At 51.0% G+C, this 17,056-nt stretch carries 15 protein-coding genes; 3 read left to right on the top strand and 12 right to left on the bottom strand.

The window, feature by feature from the left end; all coding sequences use genetic code 11:
* Nucleotides 1-98 precede the first annotated feature (98 nt).
* From BN3910_RS03080 to BN3910_RS03095, 4 genes are all read right to left on the bottom strand, one after another.
* On the bottom strand, nucleotides 99-1,298 hold the full coding sequence (locus BN3910_RS03080; protein WP_066924209.1) for an ATP-binding protein: 1,200 nt from the start codon (nucleotides 1,296-1,298) through the stop codon (nucleotides 99-101).
* A gap of 287 nt (nucleotides 1,299-1,585) precedes the next feature.
* On the bottom strand, nucleotides 1,586-3,124 hold the full coding sequence (locus BN3910_RS03085; protein WP_066924212.1) for a ClC family H(+)/Cl(-) exchange transporter: 1,539 nt from the start codon (nucleotides 3,122-3,124) through the stop codon (nucleotides 1,586-1,588).
* Nucleotides 3,121-5,718, bottom strand: coding sequence for an AAA family ATPase (locus BN3910_RS03090; protein ID WP_066924214.1), 2,598 nt, complete (start codon nucleotides 5,716-5,718; stop codon nucleotides 3,121-3,123). The genes BN3910_RS03085 and BN3910_RS03090 overlap by 4 nt, the downstream gene beginning before the upstream one ends.
* Nucleotides 5,699-6,850, bottom strand: coding sequence for a metallophosphoesterase family protein (locus tag BN3910_RS03095; protein WP_066924215.1), 1,152 nt, complete (start codon nucleotides 6,848-6,850; stop codon nucleotides 5,699-5,701). Before BN3910_RS03095 ends, BN3910_RS03090 begins: the two co-directional genes overlap by 20 nt.
* Before the next feature lie 78 nt (nucleotides 6,851-6,928).
* Between BN3910_RS03095 and BN3910_RS03100 the strand changes: the two genes are divergently transcribed.
* Entirely contained in the window at nucleotides 6,929-7,414 is a 486-nt protein-coding gene (locus tag BN3910_RS03100) for a tRNA (cytidine(34)-2'-O)-methyltransferase (RefSeq protein ID WP_066924217.1), read from the top strand.
* Between the two features lie 34 nt (nucleotides 7,415-7,448).
* Here the strand turns inward: BN3910_RS03100 and thrB are convergent, their stop codons facing one another.
* From thrB to BN3910_RS03125, 5 genes are read right to left on the bottom strand one after another with little or no spacing between them, the layout of a single operon-like run.
* Nucleotides 7,449-8,384, bottom strand: a complete 936-nt coding sequence (gene thrB, locus BN3910_RS03105; protein WP_066924219.1) for a homoserine kinase — start codon at nucleotides 8,382-8,384, stop codon at nucleotides 7,449-7,451.
* A 1-nt stretch (nucleotide 8,385) separates the two neighbouring features.
* A complete protein-coding gene (gene thrC / locus BN3910_RS03110; protein ID WP_066924221.1) occupies nucleotides 8,386-9,909 on the bottom strand; it encodes a threonine synthase in 1,524 nt (507 codons plus the stop codon).
* Nucleotides 9,900-11,117, bottom strand: coding sequence for a homoserine dehydrogenase (locus tag BN3910_RS03115; RefSeq protein ID WP_066924223.1), 1,218 nt, complete (start codon nucleotides 11,115-11,117; stop codon nucleotides 9,900-9,902). The genes thrC and BN3910_RS03115 overlap by 10 nt, the downstream gene beginning before the upstream one ends.
* A 1-nt stretch (nucleotide 11,118) precedes the next feature.
* Nucleotides 11,119-12,111 (bottom strand): aspartate-semialdehyde dehydrogenase, encoded by a 993-nt coding sequence (locus BN3910_RS03120; RefSeq protein ID WP_066924224.1) that lies wholly within the window; start codon nucleotides 12,109-12,111, stop codon nucleotides 11,119-11,121.
* Nucleotides 12,108-13,418: an aspartate kinase gene (locus BN3910_RS03125; protein ID WP_066924226.1), complete on the bottom strand. Its 1,311-nt coding sequence runs from the start codon at nucleotides 13,416-13,418 to the stop codon at nucleotides 12,108-12,110. The genes BN3910_RS03120 and BN3910_RS03125 overlap by 4 nt, the downstream gene beginning before the upstream one ends.
* Before the next feature lie 395 nt (nucleotides 13,419-13,813).
* Between BN3910_RS03125 and BN3910_RS03130 the strand changes: the two genes are divergently transcribed.
* On the top strand, nucleotides 13,814-14,443 hold the full coding sequence (locus BN3910_RS03130) for an epoxyqueuosine reductase QueH (protein ID WP_066924228.1): 630 nt from the start codon (nucleotides 13,814-13,816) through the stop codon (nucleotides 14,441-14,443).
* A 15-nt stretch (nucleotides 14,444-14,458) separates the two neighbouring features.
* Here BN3910_RS03130 and BN3910_RS03135 read toward each other — a convergent pair whose 3' ends face one another.
* On the bottom strand, nucleotides 14,459-15,052 hold the full coding sequence (locus BN3910_RS03135; protein WP_066924230.1) for a 5-formyltetrahydrofolate cyclo-ligase: 594 nt from the start codon (nucleotides 15,050-15,052) through the stop codon (nucleotides 14,459-14,461).
* Nucleotides 15,053-15,126: 74 nt separating this feature from the next.
* On the opposite strand from BN3910_RS03135, the gene BN3910_RS03140 reads away from it, so the two are divergent.
* Nucleotides 15,127-15,582: a deoxycytidylate deaminase gene (locus BN3910_RS03140; protein WP_066924232.1), complete on the top strand. Its 456-nt coding sequence runs from the start codon at nucleotides 15,127-15,129 to the stop codon at nucleotides 15,580-15,582.
* Between the two features lie 63 nt (nucleotides 15,583-15,645).
* On the opposite strand, the gene BN3910_RS03145 is transcribed toward BN3910_RS03140, so the two are convergent.
* Entirely contained in the window at nucleotides 15,646-16,014 is a 369-nt protein-coding gene (locus tag BN3910_RS03145) for a RidA family protein (protein ID WP_066924234.1), read from the bottom strand.
* 154 nt (nucleotides 16,015-16,168) lie between these two features.
* Entirely contained in the window at nucleotides 16,169-17,038 is an 870-nt protein-coding gene (locus tag BN3910_RS03150) for a MetQ/NlpA family ABC transporter substrate-binding protein (RefSeq protein WP_066926154.1), read from the bottom strand.
* Between the last annotated feature and the right edge of the window lie 18 nt (nucleotides 17,039-17,056).

A 17,056-nucleotide genomic window follows, 5' to 3' on the forward strand; every position in this document is an offset into this window, starting at 1 on the left:
GGACAGGAAGAACACGCGTCTGATGTGACCCCAATCGTTAGATTTTGGTCTAACTTTTGGGGGTCGGTTCAGAACACGCGTCTCCCTGTCCCTTTTCATCAGTACTCGCTATGCAATAAAAAATTAGCCAACGATACAATCCGGACGCCGTTAATATTCCCTTCGGCTAATTCGTCCATCGTCACCACATACTTTGGATAATGGTCTTTGATCTCAAGAAGATTTGCAATCTCCCGATCAGACTCCTCCGGAAGCATATAACACACCTGAACATAAATCCGCTCATCTCTCCGCACGGCGACAAAGTCGATTTCCTTTGTGGCATTCTTGCCAATGTACACGTGATACCCCTTACGACGAAGCTCAAAGTAGACTATGTTCTCCAATGTAGCCGCCACCGATTTGGGATTAAATCCCATCTTGCAGTACTTAAGAGAAACATCTGCAAGATAGAATTTCTCCTGCGTCTTAAGTACAGTCTTTCCCTGCATATCATAGCGTTGACAGCGATAGACAACAAAAGCCTTTTCCAGCCAGTCCAAATAATTATAGACAGCTTCCACTGAAAGAGGTCGCTTCTCATTTTTCAAGAATTTTACGATCGCGTTTGCCGAAAAAGTTTTGCCGACATTCTCCACAATATAGTTCACCACACGATTAAATAAATCAAAATTAGTGATATTGTGCCGTTTGGTGATGTCGCTGGTAATAACCGTATTATAGATCCCCTCGACGATTTGATATGAAGATCGCTCATCGAAGCCACCTAATGCGACGATGGGAAAGCCTCCCATACGAATGTATTCATTCAACAGATCTTTCGTTGAACGTGTATCGTCTTTTGTAAACGCCATATACTCCTCAAATGAGAGAGGAAAAACGGGGATAGGGACGTAGCGCCCCGTCAAATAGGTGGAAATCTCACCGGACATGAGTTTGGAGTTGGAACCCGTTACATAAATGTCGGTGGAAAAATCCTCTAACAAGCTATTGACCGCTTTTTCCCAACCTTCCACTTCCTGTACTTCATCCAGCAAAAGATAATAGCGATCGCCATCGGTTATCTTCTCTTTTATATCTCTATACATCTTTTTAGCGGTCAAACGATCATCCATCTCTTGTGAGGTATAGCGCAACTGGAGGACATGATCTTCCGGAATGCCGCTATTGATCAAGTCCTCTTTTAGCATAGCCAAAATGGTCGATTTTCCGCAACGACGAATACCTGCAAGAATCTTTACCAGCGGAACATTTCGATAGGTTCGCAGCTGTTCCAAATAGTAGGGTCTGACAATCATGGGAACACCCCCTCTTTTTTATTAGAATAGATGAAAAGTAATGATAAATCAATAGTTTTTTCTTATATTCCGTAAAAACTAATATATTTTAGAACCTTTTTCTCATACTTCCAGACATTTCACCATGATTCTATGTTGAAAGATTCTCTCTCCACAGACGTTTTCAAAATGGATTCAAGCAGCTATAGATACTTTCGGTATTTGGAGTTTCAGCCATATCACATCGACTTTTTCCTGTTTATGATAAATTCAATAAGATGTAAAGGAGCGCAAAAGAGCGCTCATGGCTATGTTTCAATCGTAAACAGCTCGTGCACGGTCTCTAAATCGTCCTCCGGACAAAGGACAAGAATCTCGTCCCCGCCCTTTAACGAGGTTTGTCCGTTCGGCGTAAAGGTGTGCCCATCTCGCGAAATGGAAGCAATGAGCATCGAAGGCGGAAGCGTCCAATCGGATAATGTACGCCCGATATAGGGCGCTTCATTGGGCACCAGGTAATATTGCATCGTCATATTTTCTTTCTTGCGATCGCTGGCCGCCTGGGACGGACGATCAAAACTCAGCGCAAATAAGGACTCATATACCGGATCGGTACGGCAAATTTTCGCCACAAGGAACGCTACAATGGCACAAGTTGTCATCGGTAACATGATATTGATCGAACCGCTCATTTCCATAACGAGCATAATGGACATCAACGGCGCCTGAACCACCGCAGTCAGGACGCCGACCATGCCGAGATAGAGAAAATTCGTATAATAGGCTGGCGCAAGACGTCCTGAAAATGCGGTGAAAAACAACGCGCCAACGAGCGCACCAACCGCCAAAACCGGAAGAAAAATGCCTCCCTGCGCACCGCTGCCGTAGCTGAGCCAAACGAAGACCAACCGAAGACCGAAAAAGATGACCAGCGGAAGCACATCCATGGTGTGTTGCGAAAGTTGCTCAATCAACGCATGACCGCCGCCCAAGAGCAGAGGTTGTACGCGCCCCACCAGAAGCAGTAAAGCCATAATGGCAAAAATGACAAGATAGCGCGGGATCGGTGCTTTTTTCATGGTCTTACAGGCATAGAGCAAACCGCGATTAAACAAGACACCGACCAGACCGGCCAATACGCCGATGAGAAGCACAAAGAACAATGCCGTCACCGGAAGCGTTTCATGAATCTTAAAAGCAAAAGCCGTCTGCAATCCGAGCACCGAGAAGCTGAAATAATTCGCCACGAGACAAGCCGCAAGACACGGTAGCAGAAAGAGATGCGATAGGCTTTTATGAATTTCTTCCATCGCAAAAAGCGCGCCGGAAAGCGGCGCGTTAAAGGCCGCGGCAAGACCGGCCGCCGCGCCTGCGGTAATGAGATAGCGCTCTTCCATTTCCGATGCGTGAAAGGTCTTTGCAATCTGTTTCGCCCACATGCCGCCGAGCTGAATGGACGGACCCTCTCGTCCAAGCGTCAATCCGCCGGCATTTCCCAAAATGCCGCCAATAAACTTTGAAGTGACCGTCGGCGCAACCTCCATATGAATTTTTCCAAGAAGTTCCGCGCGAATTTGCGGAATGCCGCTGCCGCCACTATACGGCGCCCATAGGAGCAGTCGGTGCATAAGGTACGCACAGACCAGAAAAAGCCCCAAAAAAAGCAGAACGCGGGAAAAGTCGGCACCGAAAATCCAAGCCGTGCGCAACTGATCGACTTTGGTGAGCAGAATGCGATAGCAAACCGCTACGACACCCGAAGCAAGTCCCACTAATAAGCCAAAAAGAGTTAAACGCCAGACCAGGCGTTTTTTTTCATAGGATTTTTTATTGTGGATTTCGGTCATTTCCGTCCTCCTTCGTTCGTGTTTTTCTTTTCGATCATCTCCGCTCTTCCCTCATGCAAAAGCAGACAGGAAATATCCTTCTCTTTTGCCCAGTGAACAAAGCGATGATGCGCAGTAAAAAGCAAGATCTGTTTCTGTTTTTCTTTGGCGTATCGAGCAAGAAAATCCATCGCTCGTTCGGCACGACAATCATCATAATAGGCAAAGGCGTCATCAAAGAAAAGAGGAAGATCTTGTTTTTCTGCCGCCACCTCCGCCAATGCAATACGCAGAGAGAAATACACCTGATCAATCGTTCCGGTGGACAGTACGCGCCAATCCGAAAAGCCGGAAAAATCCGTTTCTTCCATGCGCACATCCATGTCCGTATCGACGCGCAACGTCCCCTCTCTTCCGCTCACTTCCTGAAAAATTGCCGATGCGCGGCTATTCAATAAAGGACTGAACTGATGACGTGCTTTTTCCGTTGCTTCCTGCAACGCCTCTTGCGCCAACTGCACCGCCTGATATTCCTCTTTCATCTGCTTTTCTTTTTCTTCTTCCTGATGAAGCGTTTGAAGAAGGCTATCCGCCAGCGGTACCGACTTGTATTTTTCCTTGGCTTTCGCCTGCTTTGCAGCCAAAGCGATGGCCATCGCTTCTCGTTTCTTTTGCTGATCGGCATACGAGCGCTGTGCTTCTTTTAAGCGATCGGCCAGAAGGGGATCCGCTTCCGTAGAGAGACCCTTTTCGGCAACCGCCGCCTCCAGATCGGCCATCGACCAATCCACCCACTGCGGAAAGGTTTCGGTAAATCGCTTTTCTTCACGCGATAGCGTCCACGACAATTGCTTATGGTCATTCAGGCGTTCTTGCCAGAGTGAAAGCTGAGAAGCTGCCGCATCCGGATCGTCTGCACTACTTTCCAAAAGCGTCCTCAGCCTCTGTTGTTCCTTTACACAACGCGCCTTAAGCTCATCACGCTGCTTTTTGCGTTCTTCGCGCTTGGCCTCAAGCGCACGAAAGCGGGATTCGTCTTCCTCCAGCGCCTTTTTCTCGCGGATAAGTTCCTCTTCCTCACGCATCCATTTGGCTCTTTCGCTCGCCAGTTCTTCGTTTTGCCGTTGTTGAACATTTTCCTGCTCGCGAAAACGATCCGGTGACAACGCCGCTTCTTTTTCCATCAAGTCCGCCATTGCCTGTTTTCGATGTGACGATTTTTCTGCAAACAGCGCTTCCTTTTTCTGCTTTTCCCTTCTTTTCCGGGAAGTCAGAAAAAGCCAAGTGATGCCGAAAACACCCACCATTGCTGCTGCAACGTAAAATAAGGAAGAGGCCGTATAGCCGAGCACAGCAAAAAGCACCGTGATAAAAAGCGGCAGAAAACGCATTACCCCGTCACCATAGGAAGCTTCTGTCGAGAAATTCGCTTTTTCCTCCGCCTCCTCATGTTCCAGCCGAGCACGTTCGGCTCGGATTTGTATAAGTCGTTCTTCGGCCAGCAGGCGCTGCTGTTCCAAGGTGATCCGCTCGCGCTCGAATTGTTCTTTTTTCTGCTGTCCATCCGCTTTTTTTGCCTGCAACGTGTGTTCTTTGCGCGTGAGCGCATCACGGCGTAAGGTCAAGGCTTCTCGGTTTTCCGTTTCCGCTTCGTCCTCTTCGCCGTCTTTTTCTTGCAGCGATGCCGCTGCCTGCCAGGCGGAAAAGGCGGCATTCGCCTCTTCCCATCGCTCTTCAGTCATGGTTCCGTCCTGCAGTTGTAAGGCTTCTTCCGCGCGAAGAAGCGCTTCCTGCATTGACTGTTGTTTTTTGCGTTCCTGATAGGCGCGACGCAGATCGTCCGCTTCGAATTCCTGTTGTAACCGCGCAATGGTCTCGCGCTGTTCTTCCAGATGGCGATCACAGGTCTCAAGGGTTTGCTTTTCCTCTTCCAACGCCTGACGTTCCCGGCGCATTTCTTCTTCCTGCAAAAGTGCGTTGTTTCGCTCATTTTGCAAGTTGCGAATGCGTTCTTCCTGCGCAAAAAGAAGGCCGCCCTTTCCCCGGCTCTTCACAAAAAGATGTTGGGCATCCTGCAGGCTCTTTGCGACAGCTGTAGCGGAGGTCGTCTCCTCTCCTGTTGTTTGCAGATTCAGCAGCCGATTCATCAGCTGATCACCGTTGTTTCCTGTAACGGGCGGTAACACCGTACCGGTGGAACCGATGTACACGCTGCGCTTAAAGGCATCAGCATCCAGGCCGAAAAACAGCTCCCCCACGGTCTGTTTCCGTGGCAAGGCAATACTCTTTCCGGTATCCTCTTCCGCCAATTGAATGTCATCTTTTCCGTTGGTTGCACCGAAGCGCCGCGTAAGCCGATAGCGCTTCCCGTCCTGTTCAAAATGGAGCACCCCGACAGGTGATCTGTCCTGTTCACCGACATAGCGCTTGCGGATATGTTCACGCGGATCGCTTCCCTGTTTGGATGTGCCATAAAAGACAAGCTGCAGAAAATCCATGATGGTGGATTTCCCCGCCTCATTTTCTCCGTACACTACGGTAAAGCCTTCCGGAAGCGCACAGGAGAAATGGTCAAAGCGCCCGAAACGCGTAAGATCAATCTGTAAAATGCGCAACGCAAAGCTCCTTTCTGTCAAAAGCATCCAGTCCCAGACGAAGTGCCCGATCAATTATGCGCTTTTCCTCCTCCGAAGCCTCTTTGCGGCGCGCATAAAGTGCTTCCACATAATAGCCCTTCAGACTTTCCTCTTTTCGTAACACGTCCCAGTTTACCGCCACCTGTCGTTCATCGCGGAGAGAGAGCACATACAATTGTTCACGCAACATTTCTTCCAAAAGTCCCACATCCACGGTATCCCGATCCGCCAATGCGCCCGTCAGGGTGAGTCGCAACGCGGTATCGGACGGAGCAAACCCTTGCGCCGTTTTGGTAAGCGTCTCCAAAATGTGTTTTTCCGCCTCGGAGGTTGTCACGATGCCGGTACAATCCACCTCAGCATGCCGAAAAAGTCGCGAGGAAAGCGGATAAAAGGACAAATCACACGAAAAAGGCGAAACTTCACCGAGATAAACGCCTTTAAGTCCAGTCTCATCGAACCCGGACGCATCCGGACACCCGCTATAAGCGAGTGTCGTTTTTCCGAGCGTCATCAGCGGACTGCGCTTGTGCACATGCCCCATCGCAACATAGGTAAAAAAATCCGCTGGAAAATCTTCGGCGAGAAGAGGGTGATAAAGGCTCTTCGGTACATTCCAGTCGCCATGAATCACAAGTAGACGAAGACGATCGGCCGTTTCCAACCGTTCCTTTTCCCAATCGGCGCGAACAAGGGAAGTAGGTTGATAGGTTCCAGTAAAAGCGGCACCATAAACGGCCGTGTTCCACTGAGGAAAATCCAACCGTGTCATTTCTCCCGTAAAAATATGCATATTGGACGGCCACGTGAGCGCATACGGACTGTCCGGAGACAGATAATCGTGATTTCCCGGCGCAAGCACCACCTGAAGATCGGGCATCGAAGCGATACCGTCCATAACCGCCTGAACCTGTTCGGAAGTTATAGCAGAGAGCTCCAAAAAATCTCCGGCAAGTAACAGAAGTTGCGTTTTTTCCTGTTGACACAGCGCAAGCATCCGAAAAAACGTGTGCATAATCTCCGCACTGCGCGCGGTACTTTGGGCGCCGAGCCCGGTTATTTTCGCCCCGAGATGGAGGTCGGCGGCGTGCATGATACGTAGGGTTGACATCGTATTTTCCTTATCTTTCCTTTCCGGCGCTGGATAGCCGGAACAAAATGCGTTACCATGACGAGCAGGGAGGATGTTATGGCAAAAAATCATCTTGTGCTCATCGAGCCGGAAATTCCGTATAATACGGGAAATATTGCACGTACCTGTGTTGTCACGGGCAGTGCGCTTCACCTGGTACGGCCTTTCGGCTTTCGTCTGACCAGTCACCAAATCGAGCGATCCGGCATGGACTATTGGGACCACGTGGACTTGACCATTTGGAACAGCTGGCAGGAATTTGCCGCTTTTGCGGACGAAAAAGAGCGAACCGGTACACAGGTTCTCTATGTAGAAACGCGCACACCCCGTTCTCTTGGCGATCTTGCCGCTATGGATGAAGTCATGATGGTCTTCGGCAGCGAATCGTCCGGCCTTCCCCATGCCATGATGGACGCTCATCCGGAACGCCTTCTGCGCATTCCCATGCTTCCCGGTCAACGCTCGCTAAATCTCTCCAACTCAGCCGCCATCGTACTCTACGAAGTATTGCGCCAGCAGGGCTATGCCGGTCTGACGCAATAGTCTTTTTTCTATTGTAACGCAAGAGACGGGAGCATCAAAGGATGTTCCCGTCTTCGATATATGCCCCCATCTTGTCCATCGTTACGCGATGCGCTTCCCAACCCTGCGGTAGACTGTGCGCAAAAGCCGCATCCAAAGCCTCCGTCTGTTTTTCCTCGGCAAAACAGAGAAGGGTCGATCCGGCTCCGCTGATCACCACACCGATCGCTCCGGCATGTCGAGCAATCCTTTCCAGTTCGGAAAAACCCGGAATCTGCACGCGTCGATACGGTTCATGCAGGCGATCCGTAAGCCCGGCACGTAAAACGCGAGCATCTCCCGTACGCAAGCCCGAAAGCAAAAAACCGAGCGACGCCAGATTCGCGACCGCATCTGCGCGAGAGACCTCTTCCGGCAACAGCGTGCGTGCTTTTTTTGTGCTGGATGAAAAATTAGGAATGAGTACATAAAACGCAAGGCGATCCGAAACGGGGCAGGAACAAGCGCGAACCGTTCGGCCTTCCGATTTGGAGATTTGCAGTCCGCCGTAAAGCGCCGGGGCAACGTTGTCGGGATGTCCTTCCACCGCTGTCGACACCTGCAAAATTGACGAATCACTGAACCCGCCGGCCTGCTCTTTTGGGGTAATCGCGCGCGCAATGAATCTTGCCGCTTCCGCCCCGGCAACGATACAGGCCGCAGACGAACCCAACCCCCGCGTTGAGGGAATGTCCGATGAAATATACACGCCCACATCCGGCAAAGCTATCTTTAAGGCTTTGCCATAGGCCCAGTACGCATCCAGCACGAGATTGGTGCCCGAAGCATAGCCCGCCTCTTGGCCGGAGTGATAACGCGGAAGAGAATCGAGATTTCCCTCCCCGCGCAAATGAAAAGTAAAGCGTGCATAGATATTCCACGCGATGCCGAGGCAATCAAAACCCGGTCCGAGATTGGCGCTCGTTGCCGGTACCCGCACCGTTAACGACATATTAGACTCCTTTCGCAAAGGACAACACAGCATCCGTCACTTCCTGCAGACTTATCCGTTTCGGTTGTCTCGCTTTTCTTTCCGCAAGGCGCAAAAACGGCGCAGGAACAGAGGTATCAGAAATGTGGGAAAGTGCCGTCCACTGTTCTTCCAATGTTTTCGGAACATCCCGATCGAGCGCGGAAAGCACAGTGTTTGTAAATTTATAGGGGCTTGCTGTGGAAAGAATGAGCCCGTAGGGTAAGGTGCCTTTTCCCTCGGTTTCGCTCCGATACATTTCATAAACGGCAACACCACAGGCCGTATGCGGATCGATCACAATGTGGTCCCGTTTGGCCGTCTCGGCAATGGTATGCCGTACCGCATTTTCTTCCGCAAATGCCCAGTAGAGCCCCTCCATCGCTTCAAAAGACGAATCGTCCGTTCGCTTTTCCTGACCTTCCTTCTTCAATGGGAGCACAAATCGCCGTTCTTTTTGCAGTACATCCATCAAAGCCTTCACGGTCTCCGTGCTGCTCAATTCATGATACAAAAAGCGTTCCAGATTGCTTGAAATCAAAATGTCCATAGACGGACTCGTGGTTAAAACGAGCGGCCGATTGCTGTCATAGACACCTGTTCGTCCGAAATCGCTCAGCACGTGATTACTGTTGGACGCAACGACGAGGGTGCCCAAAGGCAGCCCCATGCGTTTCACATAATAGCCGGCCAACAGATCACCGAAGTTTCCCGTCGGCACGGAAACATCGAGTTCATCCCCGTAGGCCAGCTCCCCCTTTTTGACCAGCGCATGATAAGCCGTAATGTAATAGACCATCTGCGGGACAAGCCGACCGATATTGATCGAATTGGCGGAAGAAAGACGAATACCATGGCTTTTCAGCGTTTTAGTAAGGGCGTCATCCTGAAACATCCTCTTCACCGCACGCTGGCAATCGTCAAAGTCGCCTTCCACGGCATAGGCGAATACGTTGTCGTCCTCCGTCGTACACATCTGCCTTTCCTGCGCGTCACTAACGCCGTCCGCCGGATAAAAGACCAGTACACCGAAACCCGGGACACCACTGAAGCCTTCCATGGCAGCCTTGCCAGTATCGCCCGACGTAGCCGTTAAAATGAGCACGCGCTCATGGTCACCGACCACTTCCTTTGCAGCGCGCATCAGATGCGGAAGAGCGGAAAGCGCCACATCCTTAAATGCCAGCGTCGGTCCGTGCCAAAGTTCCAATAGCGCACGACGATCCGACATGAGCCGAACAGGACAGACATCCGGGTCGCGAAATCGATCCTTATAGGCTTTTTTTACAATCTGTGCAATCCGTTCTTTTCCCAGCGAAGGAAAATACAGCGCAAAAATGCGTTCCGCTACGTCCGCAAACGAAAGCTCCATCCATGATGAAAAATCGCATGTCGGGATCGTTTCCGGTACAAATAAACCGCCATCCGGTGCAAGCCCCTGCAAAATCGCCTGCGCATCGCTTACGATAAGCGACTCGTCTCGTGTGGAGTGATAGTTCATGCCCATCGCAACACCGTCCTTCCGGATTCTGCGAGCGTCACGGCACGTTGTTCCGTTAAGCGCGCCCACTGCGCTCCCTGAGGAAGAGCAAGAGCATCCTCGATAGCATCGATTTCTTCCGGTAAAAGGCCCGTGTCCGATGAAGATCCCGCACGCACCAGGTATCGAGCGGATTCTTCCCGATCGGCTACCCCTTCTCCTGCCAAAGAAAGAGCAGGCGTCTCACGCGTAATGCGCAAGAGATCCGTCCATACCGCATTGGCGGTCGCTTCCTGTCCGCCACCCAATCCCGAAAAACGCAGCGTACCGCTGTGGTTTCCGTTCCATTCCGCCATATTGTAGATGCCGTCAACCTGTGCAAAGGGATCCTCAACAGAAATGGCTTCCGGCATGACGCGAAGCGCAGTCAACGCCGGTGTAGGCACCGAAGAGCGTTCTGAAGAGCTGGTCGCCACTTCCTCTTTTCCTCGTTCGCATACCGCCATCAGCTTAATCACTCGTCCCGCCTTTTTGGCCAGGGCAAAATCTTCCGCATCAAGCGAAAGCATGCCGATACAGGACACGTTTTTGGTGGTAACGCTCCGATGCAACAACATGCTCGCGACAATAGCGAGTTTTCGTTGTGCATCAATGCCTTCCAAATCATCCCGGGGATCTTCTTCCAGAACGCCCAGAGTCTGCGCTTCTCGTATCGCCTCCTCGCGCGTTTTTCCGTTCTGCATGGCCGTCAGGACATAGTTGGAACTGCCGTTAATAATGCCGCGAAATGCGACCACATCATTCACCGCCACCTGCAAGGTGAGCGGATCCAACAGCGGAATACCGCCGGCAACCGCCGCTTCAAAGCGCAAGCGTCCGCCACCTTTTTCCGCCGTGGAAAGAAGATCGGCAAGCGAATCCGCGAGCGCCGCTTTATTGGCCGTCACCACGCGTTTTCCTGCAGATAGTGCCGACGAAATGTATTGAATCGACTGTCGCGGGTCACTGGAGACCTCGACGATGGTATCAATGGACTCATCCTGTATCAGGCGCATGGCATCCGTGGTAAAAAGTTCTTCCGGTGCGGGAATCGTACGCGGACGAATCGAACGCACGGCAATGCCACCAAACGTGATCGGTTCACCCGCGAAACGTTCAAGTGCGCTTTGGCGTTCCGTATAGAGTGCATATACTCCCTGTCCGACCGTGCCGTAGCCGATCAAGCCGATACGCATCTTAGGCCTCCTTGACGTTTCGAGAAAGCCATGCTTCCGCAATCTGCACCGTATTGGTCGCCGCACCTTTTCGAATATTATCTGCCACACACCAGAGATGAACCGTATTGGGTCGAGAAATGTCCCGACGAATACGCCCGACAAAGATGTCGTCGCGATGCTTGCAATCCAGCGGTGTCGGATACACGAGATTGGCAGGATCGTCCTTGACGACCATACCTTCAACCGATGCGATCGCCCGACGAATCTCCTCCACCGAAAAGTCCTTTTCCAGCTCCACGTCCATGGCCACACTGTGGCCGTAATCCACCGGCACACGCACACACGTCGCGGTCACGGGAAGGTCGGGAAGGGCTAAAATTTTTCGTGTTTCATGGATCATCTTCCATTCCTCTTTGGTATAACCGTCCGGAAGGAAGACATCGATGCGGGGAATCACATTTTTGGGCAGGGGCACGTCAAACGTGGTCGTCGTTCCCTTTTCCAAATCCTGCAAGCCCTTTACCCCCGCACCGGCAGCCGCCTGATACGTGGAGTAGACGACGCGCTTAAGTCCATAGGCGTCACGCAAAACGCGCAAAATGGCCATACATTGAATGGTCGAACAGTTAGGGTTGGCAATAATCCCGTGGTAGCCGTCCAGCACCTCGGGATTGACTTCCGGAACGACCAGCGGAACGCCTTCGACCTGTCGCCACCGTGAGCTGTTGTCGATGACAAGAACGCCTGCGTTTGCCGCGATGGGCGCAAAGGTTTCGCTCGTCGACGCGCCTGCGGAAAACAAAGCGAAGTCGATCGGCCGGGAAAACGACGATTCGGTCAGCTCTTCCACCACCCATTCCTTTCCCTGAAAAGGCAACTTCTTGCCGGCGGATTTTTTGGTTGCCAGGGGAAATAGCTCCTGCACAGGAAAATGGCGCTCTTCCAACACCTTGAGCATCGTCCGTCCCACTAAGCCCGTCGCACCGACCACCGCTACGTTATAGCGTTTCATAGTTCCTCCTTGAAAAATTCGCGATACAAGGCCGTAATCGCCTTCGCAAAATCAGCTTTAGCCACACCGATGATGATGTTGAGTTCGCTTGCTCCCTGCAAAATCATACGTACGGAAATACCGGCCTTGCCGAGAGCGGTAAAGAGCCGAGCCGCAACACCCGCGCGCTTCGCCATACCTTCGCCTACCACCGCCAACAAGGTGATATCATCCTCCACAGCGATGGCATCGGGTTCGCAGAAAATCGAGATCTCTTCCAGTATCTTTTTCTGTTTGCTGCGGAAGGGATCTTCCCGAACGATGACGGACACCGTATCAATCGACGACGGCATATGTTCTACCGCACAGCCGTTGGCTTCAAAAACCGAAACCAGTCGACGCAAAAAGCCCGAATCGCCGGCCGCATGGCGTTTTTCCACATGCACGAGCATAAAGCCGTTTTTCCCGGAAATACCGGTAACAATTCGCGGCGAATCCTCTTTTTTCGGCACGATGCGCGTGCCCGGATCGTTCGGGGCATTGGTGTTTCGAATGTGAATGGGAACTCCGGCATGATGTGCCGGATAAACGGCATCTTCATGCAAAACCTGTGCCCCCATGTAACTTAACTCATGCAATTCTTCATACGTGATGACCTCGATGGGCTTAGGGTCGTTTACGATGCGCGGATCCGCAGCTAAAAAGCCGGAAACATCCGTCCAGTTTTCATAAACGGGCGCATGCAAGGCAGCCGACAGAATCGATCCGGTAATGTCGGAGCCGCCACGCGAAAAGGTCACAATCTCGCCGTTTTCTTTCGCTCCGTAGAATCCCGGAACAACAAAATGGCCATCTTTTAATGCCTCCGCGCTCAACACCAGGCTTGTATGCAAATCCAAATTTCCGGAATCCTCGAAGCGAATGATTTCCGAGGCATCCACAAAACGAAAATTCAGCGCAGCGGCCAACAGCTTTGCGGAAAGATATTCGCCGCGGCTGGCGGCATAATCCGCCGAAGCGCCCGCAAAGATATGTCGCTTTACTTCTTCCAGGTCTCTTTCCAGTGGATAGGCCAGTTCCAGCGCATCGCGAATCGTTAAATAGCGTTCAGCTATGGAGGAAAACACCTCATTTCCGCCCATATCAATGGTCGCCAGTTGATGCGTGAGATAGAGCATGTCGGTCACTTTATGACCGCTCGGTGTTCGTTTTCCCGGAGCCGAAACCACAATGACACTGCGCTCTGCATCCTCTTGGACAATCGCCATCACTTTTCTAAATTGCGTAATGTCCGCCAACGACGACCCGCCGAATTTTGCGACCTTCATGTTTCCTCCTTTACTGCCGGCAAACGACGTTTCGCTTCGTCCGGCAACCAACCTGCTTATAATGGACATCCTCTCCGTGCGCAGGAAAGCGCCTCACGACAAGGACGATTTTCACTTTTTACAGTGTATCGGTTATTCATGGGGGCGTCAATGGATTTTCATTCGCTTTCCCCGATTTTTATTCTATTTGTCCGCATTTTTAACCGAATGGTTCTTTTCCATTGGGCAAACCCGTTTTTTGCGATAGAATAACGGTACTTGCCGTAGAATAACGGCAGAATAACGCCGATCGTATAACAGAAAAGCGATGCATGTGCGGTACGCGATATTTGTATCCGAAAATTTCCTGCGTACAATGCCGGCATCCAACCGTGTGCTCAAATAAGGAAAAATGAATGGAAAAGGTGAATTATCAAAAAAAGCTGGAGAAAACACTGGAAGCTCTGGAACGCAACCACGAAGTTCCACGCCTCCTTTTGCACAGCTGTTGCGGACCGTGCAGCAGTTATGTGCTCGAGTACCTGTCCCGCTATTTTGAAATCACGGTGTATTATTTTAATCCGAATATCTATCCGCCGGAGGAGTATGCGTTTCGCGAACAGGAACAAAAACGGTTGCTTTCGAATATGCCATCTCCCCATCCCCTTCATTTCCTGCCGGCTGCCTATCATCCGGAGGACTATTTCGCTGCTGTTAAAGGAATGGAAGATTTGCCGGAAAAAAGCGACCGCTGCCGTGTCTGCTTCACGTTGCGTTTGGAAGAAACGGCAAAGGTCGCCAAAGAACAAGGTTTCGATTATTTTACCACGACGCTTTCGCTCTCGCCGCATAAAAATGCAGAATTACTGAACGAAATCGGCGGCACATTAGCCGAACAATATGGGGTATCGTATCTCTTTTCCGACTTCAAAAAGAAAAACGGCTTCAAGCGTTCTACGGAGCTGAGCGCGCAATATGGCATGTATCGCCAGGACTATTGCGGATGTCTCTTTTCCTACCGTGCAAGGCACGACGAAACCACGTAAACAAACGCCCGATCACTATTTTACGCGCCAAATCCCCTTTTCCGTCACGACAATGGGAAGCGGTACATCCCAGGGATCCATGGGCACGCTCTCAGAAAGCAATTGATGAAAGCAGACCAGTGCTGTATCGCCGGTGTAGTCCGCTAAAAAGCGATCATAAAAGCCGCCGCCGCGTCCCAGACGTGCGCCCGCAAGTGTTGCACTGAGACAAGGGACAACAGTAAAATCCACGTTTTCCGGCGATACCGTGGGGGTATCTTCCGCCGGTTCCGGAATACCGAAGCGGCTTTTCTTCAATGTATCCAACGAGGTGATGGGATGAAGCGCCATCTTCCCCATCGAGAGAACACGCGGTACGACGAGGGTTTTGCCATCCGCAAGAACGGCATTTAACAAGGTCGACGTATTCAACTCTCGTTCCATCGATACAAAGCAAAAAACGGTCTGTGCCTTTTGATATTCCGGCAGTGGTCGGATAGCGTCGCAAATGGTCTTACTGGCTTCTTGCAGATAGGTATCCTCCAAGGCCTTCCAGCGATTTTTGATTTCCTGACGAAAGGCCTTCTTTTCTTCTTTTGCCCGGGAAGGGGCGGAATGCATATCGTTCATGCGCATCTCCTTTTCTCCGATATGGTAATTCTCATGTTAAAATGGTAGCACAGACAAGCAATAAGGAGGAAGATATGGCACGCAAAAGCTGGAACCAATACTTTATGGAAATGGCACTCACAGTGGCGGAACGCGGCACCTGTGATCGCGCCTATGTGGGCTGTGTGCTGGTAAACGAGGAGCATCGCATTGTATCCACCGGCTACAACGGCTCCGTTGCGGGCAATCCGCATTGTGATGAAATCGGTCATACGATGCGCGACGGGCATTGCATCGCTACCATTCATGCCGAGATGAACGCCCTGCTCTATTGCGCCAAGTCGGGCATTTCGGTCAACGGCTGCACCTGCTATGTCACCCATTTTCCGTGTCTAAATTGCACAAAATCACTGATTCAGGCAGGGATTCGAAAAATCTACTATCGGGAAGGCTATCGCATGGACGACTATGCCCTGGAACTTCTTGAGCGCAACCATATTCCGTATGAACAGCTGAAAGATGAAAACGACGAAGCGGCCGATCACCAATAGGTGTTCGACCGCTTTCCATTTTTGTATATTGCGCTTCCATCTCCGCGATGACCTCAATCATCCTTAAATCTCTGCAATAACCTCAATCTCGCAAAGAGCTCCTTTGGGAATATCCTTCACGGCGATGCAACTTCTGGCCGGTGTATTCGTGAAATAGTCCGCGTACACCGCATTAAAGGCGGCAAAATCGTTGATATCAGCAAGGAAGCAAAGGGTCTTCACCACGTGCGTCAGATCCGTTCCCGCGGCTTCCAAAATTGCTTTTACGTTCTCGCAACTCTGTTTCGTCTGCTCTTCAATCGTCTTCGGCATCTCGCCGGTTTCCGGATTGACCGGAAGCTGTCCCGAAGTATACACCAGATTTCCCGTAATTTGTGCCTGTGCATAGGGGCCGATGGCTCCCGGTGCTTTTTTCGTGTCGACGACTTTCATCACACTCTCCTCTCTTCGCGTTTGCATATATTCTGTATTATACTGTTCAGCATAATGAGAAGAATGCCGAATGTAAAGGGTGTTTTCCGGAGCTTACAGAAAAAGGCGGTCGCATGAGCGACCGCCTTTTTGTTTTGATATGAAATTGATTGCTCTAGAATGCCGGAACGATAGCACCCTGGTACTTGTCGTTGATGAACTTCTTCACGGTCTCGGACTGCAATTCTTCCATCAGAATCTTGAATTTCTCTTCGTTCTCTTCCCCTTCACGAACGGCAATAATATTGGCATAGGGGCTGTCTTTGTCTTCGATCACCAGATTGTCTTTAATCGGATTGAGGTTTTCTTCCAGCGCATAATTGGAGTTGATCAACGCGAGATCCGCATCCTGATAAGTGCGCGCCAGAGCGGCCGCTTCCATGGGAACGAAGGTCAACTTCTTGGGGTTTTCCGTGATATTGGCTTCGGTGACGTTGATGTTGGTCGGATCATCCAATTTGATGAGATTGTGTTTTGCCAGCAACAGCAGCGCACGCGCACCGTTGGAAACATCGTTCGGGATGAGAACCTTGGCACCTTCCGGCAGTTCTTCCAACGTTTTGTATTTGGCGGAATACGCAGCCAGCGGTTCCAGATGGACAGCGCCGATGCTGACCAATTTCAGATTATTTTCTTTCTTGAAGGCATCCAGATACGGCAGGTGTTGGAAGAAGTTGGCGTCGATCTCGCCGCTGGCAAGCGCCTGGTTAGGAATGACGTAGTCATCAAACGTGACGATTTCCAGGTTAATTCCGCGCTTAGCAAGATTATCTTTCACCGCTTCCACGATTTCCGCATGCGGAACCGGGCTGACGCCGATTTTAATCGTCTGTTGTTCCGTACCGGTCGAGGCTTCCTGCGTAGCTGAGGAATCCGGGGCAACATTCTGCGCTTCTTTTGATTCGTCATTGTTCGAAGCGGAATTTCCGCAAGCCGTAAAGATAAGCGTCAGTGCAAAAAGTAGGGCTAAAAGTGTTTTTTTCATGATGTTCTCCTTTTTGTT

This window comes from Murdochiella massiliensis, assembly GCF_900059565.1.
Lineage (GTDB): Bacteria > Bacillota > Clostridia > Tissierellales > Peptoniphilaceae > Murdochiella > Murdochiella massiliensis.